Origin of the sequence: Caulobacter sp. CCUG 60055 (assembly GCF_022750545.1) — a bacterium.
In the GTDB taxonomy this organism is placed as follows: Bacteria; Pseudomonadota; Alphaproteobacteria; order Caulobacterales; family Caulobacteraceae; genus PUIC01.
This window is the reverse complement of the sequence record NZ_PUIC01000005.1, coordinates 471,269-491,019: the sequence shown is the minus strand read 5'-3', so window position 1 is coordinate 491,019 and position 19,751 is coordinate 471,269. Positions and strand designations below refer to the sequence as shown.

The following is a 19,751-nucleotide window of genomic DNA, read 5'->3' as shown; positions in this document are numbered from 1 at the left end:
GGCGCGGCTCAGGCGTTCCGGCCCGCCCGGCCCAGCGCCGCGGCGCCGCGGGCCAGCGCCTCGATCCGGGCCCAGTCGCCCGCCGCCACGGCGTCCGGCGGCGTGATCCAGCTGCCGCCGACGCACAGAACGTTGGCGAGGCCCAGATAATCCGGCGCATTGGCCTCGGTGATCCCGCCGGTCGGGCAGAAGCGCACGTCGCCGAACGGTCCGCCGAAGGCCTTGACCGCCGCCGCCCCGCCGCTGACCGAGGCGGGGAAGAACTTGAAGTGGGTCAGGCCGAGGTCGAGGCCGCGCATGACGTCCGAGGCGGTGGCGACGCCGGGCAGCAGCGGGACGCCGGCCTTGGCGGCGGCCTTGGCCAGCGGCTCGGTCAGCCCCGGACTGACGACGAACCGCGCGCCGGCGGCCACGGCGTCGGACAGATGGCCCGGGCCGAGGACGGTGCCGGCGCCGACCACGACGTTCTCGACCTTGGCCATGGCCTTGATGACCTCGAGGGCGGCCGGGGTGCGCAGGGTCACCTCCAGCGCCAGCAGGCCGCCGGCCGCCAGCGCCCGGGCCATCGGGACCGCGTCCTGGACCTTGTCGATCACCAGCACCGGTATCACCGGCGACAGGCGCATGACGTGTTCAATGTCGCGGCTCATGGCTTGGCCTTTCAGAAGAAGATGCTGCCGCCGGCTTCCGCCGCGCCGGCTATGGCCCGGAACGGGGCGAACAGTTCGCGGCCGAGGCCGTGTTGCGGCTGGCGGAAGACGGCCGGCGTCCGGGCGGCGAACTCGGCCGGGTCGACCAGCGCCTCCAGCACCCCGGCGTCGCCGTCGAGGCGGATGCGGTCGCCGTCGCGCAGCCGCGCGATCGGCCCGCCGTCGACGGCCTCGGGGCTGAGATGGATGGCGGCCGGCACCTTGCCCGAGGCGCCCGACATGCGCCCGTCGGTGACCAGGGCGACCTTGAAGCCGCGGTCCTGGAGCACGCCGAGCGAGGGCGTCAGCGAATGCAGCTCGGGCATGCCGTTGGCCTTGGGGCCCTGGAAACGGACCACGGCGACGAAGTCGCGCTCCAGCTCGCCGCGCTTGAACGCGGCCAGGAAGTCCTCCTGGCTATGGAACACCAGGGCCGGGGCCTCGACGGCGCGGTTGGCGGGGGCGACCGCCGAGACCTTGATCACCGAGCGGCCGAGGTCGCCGGTCAGCAGCCGCAGGCCACCCTCGGGATCGAAGGGGTTGGAGACCGGGCGCAGGATGTCCTCGTCGAGCGAGGCGGCGGGCGCCTCGCGCCAGGCCAGGGCGCCGTCGAGCAGGTAGGGCTCCTTGGCGTAGGCGCGCAGCGAGCCGCCGGCGACGGTCGCCTTGTCTTCGTGCAGAAGTCCCGCGTCCAGCAGTTCGCGGATCAGGAAGGCCATGCCGCCGGCCGCGTGGAAGCGGTTCACGTCGGCCGAGCCGTTGGGATAGATCCGCGCCAGCAGGGGGGTGACCTTGGAGAGGTCCTCGAAGTCCTGCCAGTCGATCAGGACGCCCGCCGCCCGCGCCATGGCCGGCAGGTGGATGGCGTGGTTGGTCGACCCGCCCGTGGCCATCAGCCCGACCACGGCGTTGACGATCGCCTTCTCGTCGACAACCCGGCTCATCGGCGCCTCGCCGGCCTGGGCCAGGGCGCAGGCCCGCTGGGCGGCGGCGCGGGTGAGGGCCTCGCGCAGGGGCGTGTCCGGATTGACGAAGGCCGCGCCGGGCAGGTGCAGGCCCATGACCTCCATCATCATCTGGTTGGAGTTGGCGGTGCCGTAGAAGGTGCAGGTGCCGGCGGCGTGGTAGCTCTCGGCCTCGGCCTCCAGCAGCTCCTCGCGCCCGACCTTGCCCTCGGCGAACAGGGCGCGGACGCGGGCCTTCTCCTTGTTGGGCAGGCCCGAGGTCATCGGCCCGGCGGGGACGAACACCGTCGGATAATGGCCGAACGACAGCGCCCCGATGGTCAGGCCCGGCACGATCTTGTCGCACACCCCAAGGCACAGGGCGGCGTCGAACATGTTGTGGGTCAATGCGATCGCCGTGGCGGCGGCGATGACGTCGCGCGAGAACAGCGACAGCTCCATGCCCGGCCGGCCCTGGGTGACGCCGTCGCACATGGCCGGCACGCCGCCGGCGACCTGGGCGGTGCAGCCGACCTCGCGCACGGCCGCCTTGATGGCGGCGGGATAGGTCTCGAACGGCTGGTGCGCCGACAGCATGTCGTTATAGGCGGTGACCACCCCGACATTGACCGCCTCGGCGCCGCGCAGGCGCAGCTTGTCGCCCAGGGGCGCGGCGGCGAAGCCGTGGGCGAGGTTGCCGCACGACAGCGTCTGGCGGGCCGGCCCGGCGCCGCGGGCCTCGTCCATGCGGGCCAGATAGTCGGCCCGCGTCTCGCGGCTGCGGGCGCGGATGCGCTCGGTGACCTCGGCGATGGTCGGGTTCAAGGTCGCCATGCGGGTCTCTCCTAAACGGCCGGGCGCGGATCAGGGCGCCCAGAAGAACGCGACGGGCGCGCGGTCCTGGCGCAGCAGCGCCCGCACCGGCATTTCGGCCTGATCGTCGCCGGCCAGGGCCCGCCGCCAGGCGTCGAGCTTGTCCTGGCCCTTGACCAATATGGCGATGCGCCGCGTGTCCAGCAGGGCGCGCAGCGTCAGCGACATCCGCGCCGAGGCGCCGGCCGCCTGGGCGACCTCGGCCGCGCAGGCGAACGCCTCGCCGTCCGGGTCGAGGGCGCGCGGCAGGACCGGATTGTGCGGGAACAGCGAGGCGACGTGGCCGTCCGCCCCCATGCCCAGCAGCACGACGTCGAAGGGGCGGGCTATGGCCGCCACGGCGGCGTCGACCTCGGCCACGGCGGCCTCGGGGGTCGGGGCGGCGGTCTTGAGCGGGACCAGCGCCGCCGCCGCCGCCCGTCCCTGCAGCAGGCGCTCGCGCAGCAGGCCCTCGTTGCTGGCGCCGCTGGCCGTCGGGGCCCAGCGCTCGTCCGACAGGGTGACCTGGACGCGGTCCCAGGCCAGGTCGGCCTGGCGCAGGCGGTCGTAGAGGCCGCCCGGCGTCGTGCCGCCGGTGGCGACGAAGCCGGCCCGGCCGCGTGCGCCGAGCCCGGCCGACAGCGCCCCGGCGATCTCGGCGGCCAGGGCCTCGGTCATGGCCTCGGCGTCGGGGAACAGGCGTTCGGTCGGGTTCATCGGTCGTCCCAGCTGTGGCCGTCGCGCTCGATCAGGGCGTAGGCGGCCGACGGGCCCCAGGCCCCGGCCGGATAGGCCGAGGGGGCCATGCCCTGCCGCTTCCAGCCGTCGACGATCCCGTCGACCCAGATCCAGGCCGCCTCCTGCTCGTCGCGGCGGACGAAAAGGGTGGTGTTGTTCTTGATCGCCTCCAGCAGCAGCCGCTCGTAGGCGATGCGCCGCCGCCCCTGCTTGAAGGCGTCGTCCAGCGACAGGTTGAGGCTGACGGGCTTGAGCTCGACCCCCTCGATGCTGGGCGTCTTGTTCATCAGCGACAGCGAGATCTCTTCTTCCGGCTGCAGGCGGATGGTCAGGCGGTTGGCGCGCAGGTCCTGGCCCGAGAAGATCGAGTGCGGCACGGCCCGGAACTGGATCATGATCTCGGACGACCGCTCCGGCAGGCGCTTGCCGGTGCGCAGATAGAAGGGCACGCCGGCCCAGCGCCAGTTGTCGATGTCGGCGCGGATGGCCACGAAGGTCTCGGTGTCGCTCTCGCCGCCGCCGGTCTCGTCGGCGTAGCCGATGGCGGTGCGGCCGTCGGCCACCCCTTTGCCGTACTGGCCGCGGGCGGTCTTGTTCCAGACGTCCCGGCCCGACAGCGGCCGCAGCGAGCGCAGGACCTTGACCTTCTCGTTGCGCACGGAATCGGCGTCCAGGTGCGCCGGCGGCTCCATCGCCACCAGGCACAGCAGCTGCAGGATGTGGTTCTGCACCATGTCGCGGATGGCGCCGTAGTCGTCGTAATAGGACCAGCGGCCCTCGACGCCGACGGTCTCGGCGACGGTGATCTGCACCTGCTCGATCGAGACGTGGTCCCAGAGCGGCTCGAAGAAGGCGTTGGCGAAGCGCAGGGCGATGAGGTTCTGCACCGCCTCCTTGCCGAGATAGTGGTCGATGCGGAAGATGCGGCTCTCGTCGAAGGCCGTGCCCAGCACGTCGTTGATCTCGCGGCAGGAGGCGAGGTCGTGGCCCATCGGCTTTTCGACGACGATGCGGCTGTTGTCGTGGGCCAGGCCCGCCGCCTGCAGGTTGGCGCAGATCGGCTCGAACAGGTTGGGCGAGGTCGACAGGTAATAGATCGCCTCCCGCGCGCCCGAGAGCGCGGCCTTCAGCCCCTCGAACGAGGCCGGGGTCTCGGCGTCGACCGCCACGTAGGACAGCCGGGCGCGGAAGCGTTTCCAGGCCCCCTCGTCGAAATGGCCGTCGGCCCGGGCCTTGACCGCCGCCAGGGTCTTTTCGGCGAAGGCCTCGTCGCTCAGCGCCGACCGCGAGGCGCCCAGCACGGCCCAGCCGGCGGGCAGCAGGCCGTCCAACTCCAGGAAGTAAAGCGACGGGAGCAGCATGCGCAGCGACAGGTCGCCGGTGGCTCCGAAGATGACGATGGCGCGGTCAGCTTTCATGGCCCTTGCTTCTACAGGCGGCCCGGAACAATGACAACGTTGTCATTGTTCCGTTATGCGGGAATTCCGCCGATCCAGGTTTCGAGGACGTCGAGGCGGTCGTCGACGAGCACGAGATCGGCGCGGTATCCGGGCGCGATGACGCCCAGCTGGCCGTCCAGGCCCAGGAAACGGGCTGGCGACAGGCTGGCCATGCGCGCCGCGCTCGCCAGATCAACGCCCAGCATGGCCATGCTGTTGCGCACGGCGGCGGCCATGTCGAGGTCGGAGCCGGCCAGGGTGCCGGCCTCGTCGACGCAGACCCCGTCGCGCACGACGATGCGCCGGCCCTGCAGTTCGAAGGTCTTGTCCGCGAGGCCGACGGTCGGCATGGCGTCGGTGACCAGCATCAGGCCGGCCTCGCCCTTGAGGCGCAGCGCCAGGCGCAGGGCCGCCGGATGGACGTGGCGGCCGTCGACGATGATCCCGCAGACGCCGCGCGGGTCCTCCAGCGCGGCCCCGACCACGCCCGGCTCGCGGCTGCCCAGCGGCGACATGGCGTTGAACAGGTGGGTGAAGCCGGTCACGCCCGCGTCGAGGGCGGCCCGCATGGTCTCGTAGCCGGCGTTGGTGTGGCCCGCCGCGACGATCACCCCGGCCTGGCGCAGCCGGCCGATCAGGTCGAGCCGCATGGTCTCGGGCGCCAGGGTGACCAGGGTGCGGCCGCGCTTGAGCGAGGTCAGCAGCGGCAGCCAGCTTTCATCCAGGGTCTGGAACTTCGACGGGTCGTGGATGCCCTTGCGCCGTTCACTGATGAACGGGCCCTCGATGTGCACGCCCAGCACGCCGGGCACGCCGGCGGCGATGGCCTCGTCGGCGGCGGCGATGGCGCGGGCGATCACCGCCTGGTCGTCGCTGATCAGGGTGGGCAGGAAGCCGGTGGTGCCGAAGCGGCGATGGGCGCGGCCGATGGCGGCCACGGCCTCGACCGACGGGTCGTCGTTGAACAGCACGCCGGCGCCGCCGTTGACCTGGGTGTCGATGAAGCCGGGCAGCAGGACGCCGCCGCCGAGGTCGCGCAGATCGTCCGCCGCCGGAACGCCGTCGACCACGGCCGCGATCCGCCCGCCTTCGACAACAACCGACTTGCCTTCGACGAATCCGTCCGCGGTCAGGACGCGGCCGTTGACCAGAGCGGTAATCATCAGACGGTTTCGGTGACCTTGTTGAGGTTGGGCGGCGAGTCGGGATCATAGCCCCGCGCGAGCGAGAGCGCGTTGGCCATGCGGTAGAAGCTCTGGATCTGCAGGATCGGCTCGACGGCCGGATGGGCGGCCAGGGCGGGCAGGCGCAGCACGCCGGCCTCGCCGTTTCCGCCGGCGGCGGCCAGCATGACGTCGGCGCGGCGGGCGGCGAACTCGGCCACCAGGGCGTCGACGCCCTCGGCCGTCTCGTCGTCCTGGCGGAACACCAGGGCCGGGAAGTCGGCCTTCACCAGGGCCATGGGGCCGTGCTTGACCTCGGCCGAGCTGAAGGCCTCGGCGTGCAGGCCGCAGGTCTCCTTGAACTTGAGGGCCGCCTCCTGGGCGACGCCGAAACCGACGCCGCGACCCAGCACATAGAGGTTGCGGGCCAGCCGCAGGCGCTCGGCGGCCGGCGTCCAGTCCAGCGTCCAGGCCTGGGCCAGCTGGCCCGGCAGGTCGGCCAGGGCGGCGCGCAGGTCCTCGTCGCCGGTCCATTCGGCGACCAGCTGGACGATGCCGGCCAGGGCGGCGATGTAGGATTTGGTCGCCGCGACGCTCAGTTCGGGTCCGGCCCACAGCGGCAGGGTTTCGTCGGCCAGGGCGGCCAGGGGCGAATCGGCGACGTTGACCAGGGCGACGACATAGGCGCCGGCGTCCTTGGCCGCCTGGGCGGCGGCCACCAGGTCGGGGCTCTTGCCCGACTGCGAGATGGCCAGGCACAGGGTCCCGGCCAGCTGGGTCGGGGCGGCGTAGACCGAGCTGACCGACAGGGCGGCCGACGAGGTCAGCACGCCGGTGCGGGTCTCGATGAGGTATTTGGCGAAGGTGGCGGCGTGGTCCGAGCTGCCGCGGCCGCAGGTGACCACGGCCCGGGGCTTCATGGCGCGCAGCGTCGCGCCCAGCCGGACGGCGCGCTCGCGGTTGGCCTGCAGCTGGGCGGCGACCGCGCCGGGCGCCTGGGACGCCTCCAGGAACATGCGCGTGGCCTCGGGGGGGCGGCCCGACGGCGTCGGGCTTGGTGTTTCAGCGGTCAACGCGCGCGCTCCGGACACTGATGGACTCTAGGACAGGGCGTTCAGCTCGGCGACGAAGTCGTAGGCGTCGCCGCGATAGTAGGACTGGGTGACCTCGACCGCGCGGCCGTCCTTGAGGAAGCTCCGTCGCTCGATCAGCAGGCCGGCGTCCTTCTCCGAGACCCGCATGAGCTCGGCCTGCTCGGCGGTGAACAGCACCGCGCGCAGCCGCTGCAGGGCGCGGGCGGGGCGGTGGCCGGTCTTCTCCAGGGCCTCGTAGAGCGAGGACTGCACGGCGTCGACCGAAGGCAGACAGAAGGCGGCGATGGTCGAATATTCCAGCGCCATCGGCGCGCCGTCGGCGAAACGGATGCGGTGGAACCGGTAGACCCGCGTGCCGGGCGACAGGCCCAGGGTCAGGGATTCCTCGGGGGTGACCTCGCCCTCGGCCTTGCTGAGCCAGACGCTGTGCGGGGTGCGTCCGCGCGAGATCATGTCCTCGGAGAACGAGGACAGCTTGGAGAAGCTTTTCTCCACACGGGCGGCGACGAAGGTGCCGGCCCCCTGGCGGCGGGTGAGCAGCCCCTCGCTGACCAGGCCGTCCAGCGCCTTGCGGACGGTGATCCGCGATACCGCGTATTCCTCGGCCAGGTCGCGTTCGGCCGGCAGGGCGTCGTCGGGGCCGAGCTTCTTCTTCTGGATGGCGTCGCGCAGCACGCGCTGGAGCTGCTGGTACAGCGGCGCGTGGCTGGCCCCGTCCAGCGGACCGATCAGCTCGATGAATGACGCCACGTCTCAACTCCCGCGAATCTGGCGCTCTGCGGCGCCGGTTGAGGGGTCTATGCCATAGTCTATTACCATTTGCATACCAATAATTGCGTGGTTTTCAATTGGTGATGTTTTGGGCTTGCAATTTATCCAGGTTTGATGACAGCGTTACGGCAAGCCCGGCTCAATGCTGCACCTAAGCGCGAAGTCGGGAGCGTAAGCGGTCTTGTATTGGGCTTTATGGAAGAGCCCGGCGAGGGATGCCGGCGCGCTTCAAGGGGAGAGGAACTCATGCGTTTTAGCAGAACCATGCTGATCGGCACGGCCAGTCTGGCGGCCATGCTCGGAGCCGCGCAGGCCGCCCTGGCCGCCGACGCGCCCGCCGCCAACGGCGGCACGGTCGAGGAGCTGGTCGTCACCGGCATTCGCCAATCGTTGCAGAAGTCTCTGGAGACCAAGCGTAACGCCGACGCCATCGTCGACGCCATCACCGCCGAGGACATCGGCAAGTTCCCGGACTCGAACGTCGCCGAATCGCTGTCGCGCATTCCCGGCGTCACCGTCGACCACGCCTTCGGCCAGGGCGAGAAGGTCTCGATCCTGGGCACCGACCCGGCCCTGAACCGCACCCTGCTCAACGGGCAGACGGTGGCCTCCGCCGACTGGTTCATCCTCGACACTCCGGGCCGCACCTTCAACTACACGCTGCTGGCGCCGGAAGTCGTCGGCCGCGCCGACGTCTACAAGTCGCCCGAGGCGCGCGTCGACGAAGGCAGCATCGGCGGCACGGTGGTGATCAACACCCGCAAGGCGCTCGACCTGCCGGCCAACACCATCTCGGGCCAGGTCGGCTATGTGTACAACGACCGCTCGGGCGACGGTAATCCGGCCCTGTCGCTGCTCTACAGCTGGAAGAACCCGGACCAGACCTTCGGGGTCGTCGCCTCGTACCAGCACGCCGAGGACAAGCTGCGCCGCGACGGCTTCGAGACCTACGGCACCATGTCGGGCGCCGACTACCTGGCCAACGCCCAGGGCTGCAACCCGGCGCCCGCCACGCCCGGCGCCGCCTGCACGCCGGGGACCCTGGCCCGCGTCGCCGCCATCGTCGGCAACAACCTCACCGCCCGCGGCCCCAATTCGCTGGCCTCGTCGTTCTTCCAGCAGGACCGCAAGCGCGACGGCTTCACGCTGGGCGTCCAGTACCACCCGAACGACAAGCTGGCGATCGACCTGGACGGCCTCTACGTCAAGGCGTCCTACGACAACTACAACCAGTCCGACTACGCCTTCATGAGCCCGTCGGCCAACGCCCTGACCGGCATGACCGTCTCGAACGGCGTCATCACCGGGGCCACCTTCGCCAACACCTCGCCGGCCGACTGCATCGTGCCGGTCAAGAACTCGGCGGGGGCGGTCACCGGCAGCGCGCCCGGCAACTGCGTCGGCCAGTCCTACCTGGACGTCCAGGACCGCAAGTCCGACGTCAAGACCTACGCCGTCAACCTGAAGGGCAGCTACGACTTCGGCGACGGCTGGCTGGGCTCGGCCCAGCTGGGCACCACCAAGGCCACCGGCGGCACCAAGCAGCAGTACTTCGCCGAGTTCGCGGCCCAGGGCGGCTACAGCTACTCGATCGCCGGGACCCCGGGCGGCGCCCCGACGCTGAACTACGCCACCAACGTCCAGCAGGACCCGACCCAGTGGAAGCTGGGCGCCGGCTGGGACGGCAACTTCCTGCGGCAGCCGACCTCGGACAAGGAAAGCTACGCCCAGGCCGACGTCACCAAGAGCCTGTCGGGCCCGATCACCTCGTTCCAGGTCGGCCTGAAGTACCGCGACCACGAGACCTCGCAGCGCTCCGAGCAGGGCTCGATCAGCAACCTGTTCACGACCCTGGCCCAGATCGGGCCCGGCATGACGCCCGGCGACTATCTCGACGGCTTCAGCGGCGTCTCGCAGGACATGAAGAACCGCGTCACCCTGAACAAGGGCGCCTGGGAGCAGTTCGTCTCGAAGATCCCGCTCAACACCGGCTCGGGCGGCTTCAACGGCTATTCGCCGCAGTACAACTCGACCTTCAACGTCGAGGAGAAGGTCACCGCCGGCTACGCCCAGGCCAACTTCAACCTGGAAGGCCTGCGCGGCAACGTCGGCGTGCGCATCGTCCACACCGAGCAGGTCTCGCAGGGCTTCAACGTCGACACCAACAACAAGGCCACGGCGGTCTCGGTCACCAACAGCTACGACAACGTGCTGCCCAGCCTGAACGTCGCCTACAACCTGCGTGACGACCTGATCCTGCGCTTCTCGGCGGCCCAGGTGATGGCGCGGGCCAACTACGCCGACCTGACGCCGTTCCTGTCGCTGCAGGACACGGTGCACACCGGCAGCGGCGGCAATCCGAACCTGAAGCCCTACAAGGCCAGCAACGTCGACGCGACCGTCGAGTGGTATTTCCAGCCGGGCGCCTACCTGGCCGGCCAGGTGTTCTACAAGGACATCTCGAACTACGTGGTCGCCGGCACGGTGAGCGAGCAGCACTTCAACATCACCACCGGCACCGTCGACCCCTACACCATCTCGCGGCCGTCGAACGCCGGCGCGGCCGAGGTCAAGGGCTTCGCCGTCTCGTATCAGCAGAACTACGCCTACGGCTTCGGCCTGGTCGCCAACTACACCTATTCGGACGCCAGCACCGACATCGGCACGCCGCTGCCCTACAACTCCAAGAACCAGATCAACCTGACGCCGTTCTGGGAGCAGGGGCCGTTCAGCGCCCGGGTGAGCTATTCCTGGCGCTCGAAGTACTTCACCGGCATCGACCGCGGCGACAACATGTTCGTCGACGAGTACACCCAGCTGGACGCCTCGGCGAGCTGGCAGTTCACCAAGCAGCTGCAGCTGACGGTCTACGCTCAGAACCTGCTCGACGAGGACTATTACAGCTACGCCAACGTCAAGCAGCAGATCCGGTCGAACTACCGGACCGGCCGCCAGCTGGTCGCCGCCATCCACTTCAAGTTCTAGTCCCGCATCAAACGCCCCCGTGGACGCGCGCCGTCGACGGGGGCCTCTTCCCGATTTCCCCTTGCGAACCGAACCACCCCTCGGAGCGGATCGCGCGACTGGACGAGACGGCCCCGCTCGCGGAGGCTTGTCTCGTCCGCCTTTTCTTCGCTTAACCGCGCTGATCGGGGCAAGGTGGCCTCAGGCGCGCGCGGAGTGCTTTTCATGACCTTCAAAGTCCCCGAGGCATCGCCGGTCCGCGCCGCGGCGATCGGCCTGTCCCTGACCGCCGCCCTGGCTGCGGCGCTGACCGCCCCGGCCGCCTCGGCCGCGCCGGCGGTCACGCCCGCCCCCGCCTCGATGGTCGAGACCGGCGCCGGCTTCACGGTCGATGGCGAGGTCGCCGTCTATGTTCCGGCGGGCGACGCCGAGGCGCGCCGCGCCGCCGTCTTCCTGACCGACGCCCTGGCGCGGGCGCGCGGCCTGCGCCTGGCCGTGCACGAGGGCGCGCCCGAGCCCGGCCGCAAGGCGATCGTGCTGCGCCGCGACGGCCCGGCCGGCGACGAGGCCTACCGCCTGGAGACCGGCCCCGGCGGGGCGACGATCTCGGCAGCCAAGGGGGCGGGGCTGTTCTACGGCGCCGTCACCGTCTGGCAGTTGCTGACCCAGGACGGCGACCAGGGCCCGGCCGTCGTTCCCGGCCTGCGCGTCGAGGACGCGCCGCGTTTCTCCTGGCGCGGGGTGATGCTGGATTCGGCCCGCCACTACCAGTCGCCCGCGCTCATCCGCAGCCTGATCGACGCCATGGCCGCCGAGAAGTTCAACGTCCTGCAATGGCACCTGACCGACGACCAGGGCTGGCGCATCGAGATCAAGAAGTATCCACGCCTGACCGAGGTCGGCGCCTGGCGTGTCCCCGCCGGGGCGGCGCACGGGGACATCGACCCCAAGACCGGCAAGCCGCGCATGGTCGGCGGCTTCTACACCCAGGACGAGGTGCGCGAGGTCGTGGCCTACGCCGCCGCCCGCAACATCACCGTCGTGCCCGAGATCGGCATGCCGGGCCACGCCCAGGCCGCCCTGGCCGCCTATCCCAGGCTCAGCGCCGGCCCCGCGCCGGCCGGGCCGGGCGCCGACTGGGGGGTCATGCCCTATCTCTACAATGTCGACGACGGCACGTTCGGCTTCCTGGAGGACGTGCTGACCGAGGTCATGGCCCTGTTCCCCAGCCGCTATGTCCATGTCGGCGGCGACGAGGCCCTGAAGACCCGCTGGAAGACCGACCCGGCCGTCCAGGCGCGCATGCGGGCCCTGGGGATCAAGGACGAGAACGCCATGCAGAGCTGGTTCATCCAGCGCATGGAGCACTTCCTCGAGGCGCACGGCCGCCGCCTGATCGGCTGGGACGAGATTCTCGACGGCGGCGTCGCCGCGAACGCCACGGTGATGTCCTGGCGCGGGATCGACGGGGCGGTGGCGGCGGCCAAGGCCGGCCATGACGCCATCCTGTCGCCGTCGCCGACGCTCTATCTCAACTATCGCCAGGTCCCGCCGGAGGTCGAGGCGCTGGGCCGCGGCGACGTGGTCAGCCTGCAAAGCCTCTATCGCTTCAACCCGGCCCCCGCCGCGCTCGGTCCGGAGGAGCGCAAGCACGTCATCGGCGTGCAGACCAATCTGTGGACGGAGTATGTGCCCGACGCCGCCGTCGCTCAGCGCATGTTGTTTCCCCGGCTGGCGGCCGTCGCCGAGGTGGCCTGGACCCCGGCGGAACGCATGGACTGGAGCGATTTCGGCCGGCGCCTGCCGGTCGAGCTCGGGCGCTACCGCACCCTCGGCCTGTCCTACGACCAGGCCGCGTTGCAGCCCTACGCCGAGGGGCGGGAGGTCGCTCCGGACCGCGTCCGCGTCACCCTGACCACGCCGGTCGGCCTGGGCGAGATCCGCTACACCCTGGACGGGCGCGCGCCGACCGCCACGTCGCCGCTCTACGCCGGGCCGGTCGAGACCGCCCTGCCGGCCACGGTGCGGGCGGCCGCCTTCGTCGACGGCCGCGCCCTGGCCCCCGACCGCGAGCGGCGTTTCGACCGCGTCAGCCTGCGCCGCCGCTCCAGCCACGAGCTGAAGCTCTGCTCGGACAAGGTGGCCATCAGCCTGCCGGACGACGCCGCGCGCGACGGCGGCCACGGCCGCGCCGACCGGGCCTCGTTCCAGGCCGACATCCTCAATCCCTGCTGGATCTACGAGGGGGCCGACCTCTCCGGCGTGCGCGAGATCGAGGTCGGCGTCGGCCAGATCCCCTACAATTTCCAGGTCGGCGACGACCTGAAGTCGCTCAACGACCGCCTCCGCCGGCCCCGCACGCCCGAGGGCGAGCTGGAGGTGCGCCAGGACGGCTGCGACGGCGAGCCGATCGCGGTGCTGCCGCTGAAGCCGGCGGCGGCCAGCGCGGGGGTCACGCGGCTGTCGGCCAGGATATCGCCGCGCGGCGACGGCGCGCATAGCCTGTGCTTCACCTTCGCCCAGCGTCCGGTCTCGCCGGAAGGCGACCAGCCGCTGTGGCTGTTGGACTGGGTCGGCCTGAAGCCGCCGGCCCTGGCGGTCGACGCCGGCCGCAAGCCGGCCGCATAGCAAGGAAGAGTGGGAGCATACCCGTGTCGAGTCTCGTGATCGCCGCGCCGATGCAGGGGTGGGTGGCCCCGCTCGACGAAGCGCCGGATGCGGTGTTCGCCGGGCGGATGCTGGGCGACGGCCTGGCCATCGACCCGACCGGCCAGGTGCTGTGCGCCCCGTGCGCGGGCGAGGTGATTTCGGTCCACCGCACCCGCCACGCCGTGACGCTGCGCTGCGCCAACGGCGCGGAGATCCTGATGCATGTCGGCCTCGACACCGTCGGGCTGGGCGGCGAGGGCTTCGAGACCCACGTCCGCGACGGCCAGAGCGTCCAGGCCGGCGACCCGCTGATCAGCTTCGACATCGACCTCCTGGCCGGCCGCGCCAAAAGCCTGCTGACCCCCGTCGTCGTCACCAACGGCGAGGCTTTCGAGATCGTCCGCCGCCAGCAGGACCGCGAGGCGCGGGTCGGCGACTTCCTGATGGAGGTCCGTCCGCTCGCCCGCGACGGGGCGGTCGCGACGGCCGGGGCGGGGCCGCGCGCCTCGCGCCGGCTGGTCACGCCCCTGGCCCACGGGCTGCACGCCCGCCCGGCCGCCCGGGTCGCCGACCTGGCCAAGCGCTTCGACAGCGAGGTCGAGATCGCCGCCTTCAACCGCAAGGCCAACGGCAAGAGCCCGATCGGCCTGATGGCCCTGGCCGTGCGCCACGGCGACGAGATCACCGTCTCGGCCGTGGGGGCCGACGCCGAGGCCGCCGTCGCCGCCGTCGCCGATCTGATCGCCGGCGGCATGGGCGAGGCCGCGCCGACGGCGGCCAAGACGGCCGTCGCCGCCCCGGAGCTGGAGCGCGAGCCGGTTTCGGCTCCGCTTGACCTCGCCCTGCTGCGCGGGGTGAAGGCCGCGCCCGGCCTGGCCATCGGCCAGGCGGTGCGGCTGGTCGCCCGCGACATCGCCGTGCCGGAGGCCGGAGCCGGCGTCGCCCGGGAGCGGGCCGCCCTGCTGGTCGCGCTCGACGCGGTGCGCACGCGCCTGACCGAGGCGGCCTCCTCGGGCGACCGGCAGCGCCGGGCGATCCTGGGGGCGCACCTGGCCTTCCTCGACGACCCCGAACTGGGCGCGGCGGCCGAGAGCCTCGTCGCCGAGGGCAAGAGCGCGGGCTTCGCCTGGCGCAAGGCGGTCGGCGGCTATGTCGAGGCCCTGCGCGCCCTGGGCGACGCGCGGATGGCCGAGCGGGTGGACGATCTGGTCGATCTCGAACGTCAGGTGCTGGCGGCGATCACCGGCGAGGACGAGAGCGCGGGCCCGGCCCTGCCGCAGGGAGCCATCCTGCTGGCCGAGGAGCTGCTGCCCTCGCAGCTCATGGCCCTCGACGCCGGGCGGCTGGCCGGGCTGTGCACGGCGCGGGGCGGGCCGACCTCGCACGTCGCCATCCTGGCGGCGGCGATGAACATCCCGGCCCTGGTCGCCGCCGGTCCCGGCGTGATGGCCATCGCCGACGGCGCCGGCCTGATCCTCGACGCCGACGAGGGCGTGCTGCGGGTGAGCCCGGACGCGGCGGCGCTGGCCCGCGCCCAGACCGCCCTGGCCCAGCGCGAGCAGCGCCGGGCCTCGGCGCGGGCCGCCGCCCACGAGCCGGCCCGCACCGCCGACGGCGCGCGCATCGAGGTGTTCGCCAACCTCGGCTCGCTGGCCGACGCCCGCGCGGCCGTGGCGGCGGGGGCCGAGGGCTGCGGCCTGCTGCGCACCGAGTTCCTGTTCCTCGACCGCGCCGCCCCGCCGGACGAGGACGAGCAGGCCGCCCAGTACGCCGCCATCGCCGAGGCGCTGGAGGGTCGGCCGCTGATCATCCGCACCCTCGACGTCGGCGGCGACAAGCCGGTGGCCTATCTGCCGATCCCGGCCGAGGACAACCCGGCGCTGGGCCTGCGCGGCGTGCGCGTCGGCCTCTGGCGGCCGCACATCCTGCGCACCCAGCTGCGGGCCATCCTGCGCGCCGCGCCGGCCGGCCAGTGCAAGATCATGGTCCCGATGATCGCCAGCCTCGGCGAGCTGCGCGCCGTGCGGGCGTTGCTCGACGAGGCCAAGCGCGACCTCGGCCTCGACGCGCCGATCGAACTGGGCGTGATGATCGAGACCCCGGCGGCGGCGGTGACGGCCGACATCCTGGCGGCCGAGGCCGACTTCCTGTCGATCGGCACCAACGACCTGACCCAGTACGCCCTGGCCATGGACCGCGGCAATCCGGAGGTCGCGGCCCGCATCGACGCCCTGCATCCGGCCGTGCTGCGCCTGATCGCCCGCACCGCCGAAGGCGCGGCCCGGAGCGGCCGCTGGACGGGCGTCTGCGGCGGCCTCGCCTCGGACCTCGCCGCCGTTCCGCTGCTGATCGGGCTGGGCGTCGCCGAACTGTCGGCGACGCCGGCCCAGACCCCCGACGTCAAGGCGCGCGTGCGCGGCCTGACCCTGCCGCAATGCCGGGCCCTCGCCGAAAAGGCGCTGGCCCTAGATTCCGCCGAGGCCGTGCGCGCCCTGTGCGCCGAAGCCCTGGACCGGGAGGCCTGACCATGAAATCGCCGCTCGCCGTGCTTCAGCCCCTCGGCCGGGCCCTGATGCTGCCCATCGCGGTGCTGCCGGTCGCCGGCCTGCTGCTGCGCCTGGGCCAGCACGACCTGCTCAACGTGCCGTTCATCGCCGCCGCCGGCGACGCCATCTTCTCCAACCTCGGCCTGCTGTTCGCCATCGGCGTGGCGGTGGGCTTCGCGCGCGAGAACAACGGCGCGGCCGGGCTGGCGGGCGTGGTCTGCTTCCTGGTGGCGACAAAGGGGGCCGAGACCCTGATCCACGCGCCGCCCGAGTTGCTGAAAGCGGTGGCCAAGGCCCAGGCCGACCTTGTGGTCAGCGCCTTCAAGGACAAGGCCATGGCCAAGCTCAGCGTGCCGCTGGGCATCCTGTCGGGGCTGATCGGCGGGACCTTCTACAACCGGTTCTCGGACTTCAAGCTGCCGGAATATCTGGCTTTCTTCGGCGGCCGTCGGTTCGTGCCGATCATCAGCGGCGTGGCCGGCCTGGTCCTGGCCCTGGCCTTCGGCGCCGGCTACGACGGCGTCGCCGGGGCCATCGACGGCCTCAGCCGCGCCCTGACCCAGGCCGGCGACGTCGGCCTGTTCGTCTATGGCGTGCTCAACCGGGTGCTGATCCTCACCGGCCTGCACCACATCCTGAACAACGTCGCCTGGTTCATCCTGGGCGACTATCACGGGGCGACCGGCGACCTGAACCGCTTCTTCGCCGGCGATCCCTCGGCCGGCAAGTTCATGTCCGGCTTCTTCCCGGTGATGATGTTCGGCCTGCCGGCGGCGTGCCTGGCCATGTACCACGCCGCCCGCCCCGAGCGGCGCAAGGCGGTGGGCGGCATGTTGCTGTCGATGGCCCTGACCGCCTTCCTGACCGGCGTGACCGAGCCGATCGAGTTCAGCTTCATGTTCCTGGCCCCGCCGCTGTTCGCCATCCACGCGGCGCTGACCGGCCTGGCCATGGCGCTGATGGACATGCTGCACGTGCGGTTGGGCTTCGGCTTCTCGGCCGGGCTGTTCGACTACGTGCTGAATTTCCACAAGTCGACCCGGCCCTGGGTGCTGCTGCCGTTCGGCGTCGCCTACGGCCTGCTCTATTACGGGCTGTTCCGCTGGGCGATCCGCCGCTTCGACCTCAAGACCCCGGGGCGCGAGGCGGAGGACGCCATCGTCGTCGCCCCCCGGACCGAGGGCGGCCGGGGCGAGGCCTTCGCCGCCGCCCTTGGCGGTTCAGCCAATCTGGCGACGGTCGACGCCTGCACCACGCGCCTGCGCCTGGTCGTGCGCGACCAGGCGGCCGTCGACGAGGCGGCGTTAAAGGGGTTGGGCGCGCGGGGCGTCATCCGTCCCTCGGCCGAAGCCTTGCAGGTGGTGCTGGGGCCGATCGCCGATCAGGTGGCCGGCGAGATCCGCGCCCGGCTGGCCCAGGGGCCGGTCGAGGCCCTGGCCCGCGCCGCCGCGCCGTCGGCGCCCGCCGCTCCCGTCGTGGCGGGGTCCGCCGCGGCGGCGTCCGCGCCCGACGCCCGCGCCCTGCTGGCCGCGCTCGGCGGTCCCGACAACCTCCGCGCCGTCGCCACCTGCTCCAGCCGGCTGCGGCTGACCGTGGTCGAGAGCGCGGCGGTGGACGAAGCGGCGCTGCGCGGCCTCGGCGTGCGCGGGGTGGTCAAGCCCAAGCCCGGCGCCGTCCACGTGCTGATCGGCCCGGCGGCCGAGGCGGCGGCCCAGGCGTTGCGCGGACTGGTCCCGGCGGCGGGCTGAGAATAGCTCGCCTTAAGGACACATCGGCGTGATCGAATGCGCGGCATGGTTTTGCTGCGCCGCAGCATTCCCATCTAAGGTCCAGGCCGCTCCTTCATGAGGCGATCGTCGCCTTCCAGGCGGCCGCACGGGGCTACATCCATGTCATCGCTAGGAGCGTTCGGGCCGTGGGTCGGTTCGGCGCTTGCCGTCGCGCTCGCCGCGGCGTTCGTCGTCGTGTCCGGCATGATCCGCTATATTCCCAACAACCGGGTGGCCGTGGTCGAGAAACTCTGGAGCCGCCGAGGCTCGATCCGGAGCGGCCTGATCGCGCTGGGCGGCGAGGCCGGCTTCCAGCCGGACGTGCTGCGCGGCGGCCTCCACTTCTTCGCGCCGTTCCAGTTCCGCCTGCACGTCCAGCCGCTGGTGACCATCCCGCAGGGGCGGATCGGCTACGTCTTCGCCCGCGACGGCCGGCCGCTGGAGCCCGACCAGACCCTGGCCGCCAACGGCGAGGCGACCGACTTCCAGCTGACCCGCGCCTTCCTTGAGGCCGGCGGGCAGAAGGGGCCGCAGCGCAAGGTCCTGCGCGAAGGCGCCTACGCCCTCAACCTCGCCCAGTTCGTGGTGATCACCCGCGACCGCACCTTCGCCCTCAGCCTCGACCGCGACGAGGCCGAACTGCTCGCCCAGATGGCCGAGGTCATCGAGGCGCGGGCCGGGTTCGAGCCGGTGGTGATCAAGGACGCCGACGACCAGATCGGGATCATCACCGTCCATGACGGGCCGGGCCTGGCGGCGGGCGAGATCATCGCCCCGCTGGTCGGCGGCGACCCGTCGGACGCGGCGACCTTCCACAACAGCTTCCAGGACCCGTCGCGGTTCCTGGCCGCCGGCGGCCGCAAGGGGCGGCAGCTGCAGGTGCTGGTCGAGGGGACCTATTACATCAACCGCCTGTTCGCCACGGTCGAGCGCATCGGCAAGACGGTGGTCGAGGTCGGCCAGGTCGGGGTGGTGGTGTCCTACACCGGCGACGCCGGGGCCGACACCTCGGGCGAGGCCTATCGCCACGGCGAACTGGTGGCGAGCGGCCAGCGCGGCGTGTGGCGCGACCCGCTGCTGCCGGGCAAGTACGCCTTCAACACCTACGCCGGGCGGGTGACCATGGTGCCGACCACCAACTTCATCCTGAAGTGGGAGAAGAGCATCGTCGGTTCGCACCTGTTCGACGAGAACCTGGCGGAGGTGTCGCTGATCACCCGCGACGCCTTCGAGCCGACCCTGCCGGTGTCGGTGGTGGTGCACATCGACTACCGCAAGGCGCCGCTGGTCATCCAGAGGTTCGGCGACATCAAGAAGCTGGTCGAGCAGACCCTCGACCCGATGGTCTCGGCCTATTTCAAGAACATCGGCCAGACCCGCACCCTGATCGAGCTGCTGCAGGACCGCAGCGCCATCCAGCAGCAGTCCTCCGAGGAGATGAAGGCCAAGTTCGGCCTCTATAACCTCGAGCTGCAGGAGGTGCTGATCGGCACGCCCAGGCCCAGCGCCGACGGCGACGACCAGATCGAGCGCATCCTGACCCAGCTGCGGCAGCGCCAGATCGCCGACGAACAGGTCGGCACCTACGAGCGGCAGAAGATCGCCGCCCAGAAGGAGCGCGAGCTGCGCGAGGCCGAGGCCCGCGCCAAGCAGCAGACGGCGATCACCGAGTCCGAGCTGTCGATCCAGGTGCAGCAGAACGCCGGCAAGGCCAGCCTGGCTCGCTCGGAGCAGGAGGCCGACCAGCGCCGCACCCTGGCCAAGGCCGACGCCGACAGCATGCGGCTGCTGGGCGAGGGCGAGGCCAAGCGCACGGTGGTCCTGGCCGCCGCCGAGGCCGAAAAGGTGGCCAAGGTCGGCCTGGCCCAGGCCGAGGCGATCAAGAGCCAGGTCGAGGCCTCCGGCGGCGCCCGCTACCAGCTGGCCCGCCAGGTCGCCGAGCGGTTCGCCGAGGCGCTGGAGACTTCCGGCGTCGACGTGGTGCCCAAGGTGTCGATCACCGGCGGCGCCGGCGGCGAGGCCGGGGGCTCCATCGTCCAGGGCCTGCTGGCCATGCTGATGGCCGACAAGCTGGACCTGGCCGCCGTGGTCCGGACGCCGGAGGAGGCCGAGGTCGAATAACCCTCGTCCGTT

The 19,751-nt window shown here is 71.7% G+C and carries 12 protein-coding genes; 5 read left to right on the top strand and 7 right to left on the bottom strand.

Annotated features, from left to right (window positions below; translation table 11 throughout):
- Positions 1-8: 8 nt before the first annotated feature.
- From eda to C5708_RS11200, 7 genes are all read right to left on the bottom strand, one after another.
- Positions 9-650, bottom strand: a complete 642-nt coding sequence (gene eda / locus C5708_RS11230; protein WP_242921031.1) for a bifunctional 4-hydroxy-2-oxoglutarate aldolase/2-dehydro-3-deoxy-phosphogluconate aldolase — start codon at positions 648-650, stop codon at positions 9-11.
- An 11-nt stretch (positions 651-661) separates the two neighbouring features.
- A complete protein-coding gene (gene edd / locus C5708_RS11225) occupies positions 662-2,467 on the bottom strand; it encodes a phosphogluconate dehydratase (RefSeq protein ID WP_242921029.1) in 1,806 nt (601 codons plus the stop codon).
- Positions 2,468-2,497: 30 nt separating this feature from the next.
- Entirely contained in the window at positions 2,498-3,202 is a 705-nt protein-coding gene (pgl, locus tag C5708_RS11220; RefSeq protein WP_242921027.1) for a 6-phosphogluconolactonase, read from the bottom strand.
- Positions 3,199-4,641, bottom strand: a complete 1,443-nt coding sequence (gene zwf / locus C5708_RS11215) for a glucose-6-phosphate dehydrogenase (protein ID WP_242921025.1) — start codon at positions 4,639-4,641, stop codon at positions 3,199-3,201. The genes pgl and zwf overlap by 4 nt, the downstream gene beginning before the upstream one ends.
- 53 nt (positions 4,642-4,694) lie before the next feature.
- Positions 4,695-5,825, bottom strand: coding sequence for an N-acetylglucosamine-6-phosphate deacetylase (nagA, locus tag C5708_RS11210; RefSeq protein ID WP_242921023.1), 1,131 nt, complete (start codon positions 5,823-5,825; stop codon positions 4,695-4,697).
- The gene (locus tag C5708_RS11205; RefSeq protein WP_242921110.1) at positions 5,825-6,841 is read right to left on the bottom strand and encodes an SIS domain-containing protein; all 1,017 of its coding nucleotides are present in this window, start codon (positions 6,839-6,841) and stop codon (positions 5,825-5,827) included. The genes nagA and C5708_RS11205 overlap by 1 nt, the downstream gene beginning before the upstream one ends.
- An 84-nt stretch (positions 6,842-6,925) precedes the next feature.
- Positions 6,926-7,669, bottom strand: coding sequence for a GntR family transcriptional regulator (locus C5708_RS11200; RefSeq protein WP_242921021.1), 744 nt, complete (start codon positions 7,667-7,669; stop codon positions 6,926-6,928).
- 267 nt (positions 7,670-7,936) lie between these two features.
- Between C5708_RS11200 and C5708_RS11195 the strand changes: the two genes are divergently transcribed.
- The 5 genes from C5708_RS11195 to C5708_RS11175 all read left to right on the top strand — a co-directional run bounded on the left by C5708_RS11195 (position 7,937) and on the right by C5708_RS11175 (position 19,739).
- Entirely contained in the window at positions 7,937-10,675 is a 2,739-nt protein-coding gene (locus tag C5708_RS11195) for a TonB-dependent receptor (RefSeq protein ID WP_242921019.1), read from the top strand.
- A 204-nt stretch (positions 10,676-10,879) separates the two neighbouring features.
- Positions 10,880-13,282 carry a family 20 glycosylhydrolase gene (locus C5708_RS11190; protein ID WP_242921017.1) on the top strand — a complete coding sequence of 801 codons (2,403 nt, stop codon included), beginning with the start codon at positions 10,880-10,882 and terminating at the stop codon, positions 13,280-13,282.
- 50 nt (positions 13,283-13,332) lie between these two features.
- Positions 13,333-15,828, top strand: a complete 2,496-nt coding sequence (gene ptsP / locus C5708_RS11185) for a phosphoenolpyruvate--protein phosphotransferase (protein ID WP_242921108.1) — start codon at positions 13,333-13,335, stop codon at positions 15,826-15,828.
- Between the two features lie 2 nt (positions 15,829-15,830).
- On the top strand, positions 15,831-17,597 hold the full coding sequence (nagE, locus tag C5708_RS11180; protein ID WP_242921015.1) for an N-acetylglucosamine-specific PTS transporter subunit IIBC: 1,767 nt from the start codon (positions 15,831-15,833) through the stop codon (positions 17,595-17,597).
- Between the two features lie 141 nt (positions 17,598-17,738).
- On the top strand, positions 17,739-19,739 hold the full coding sequence (locus tag C5708_RS11175; protein ID WP_242921013.1) for an SPFH domain-containing protein: 2,001 nt from the start codon (positions 17,739-17,741) through the stop codon (positions 19,737-19,739).
- The last annotated feature ends 12 nt before the right edge of the window (positions 19,740-19,751 follow it).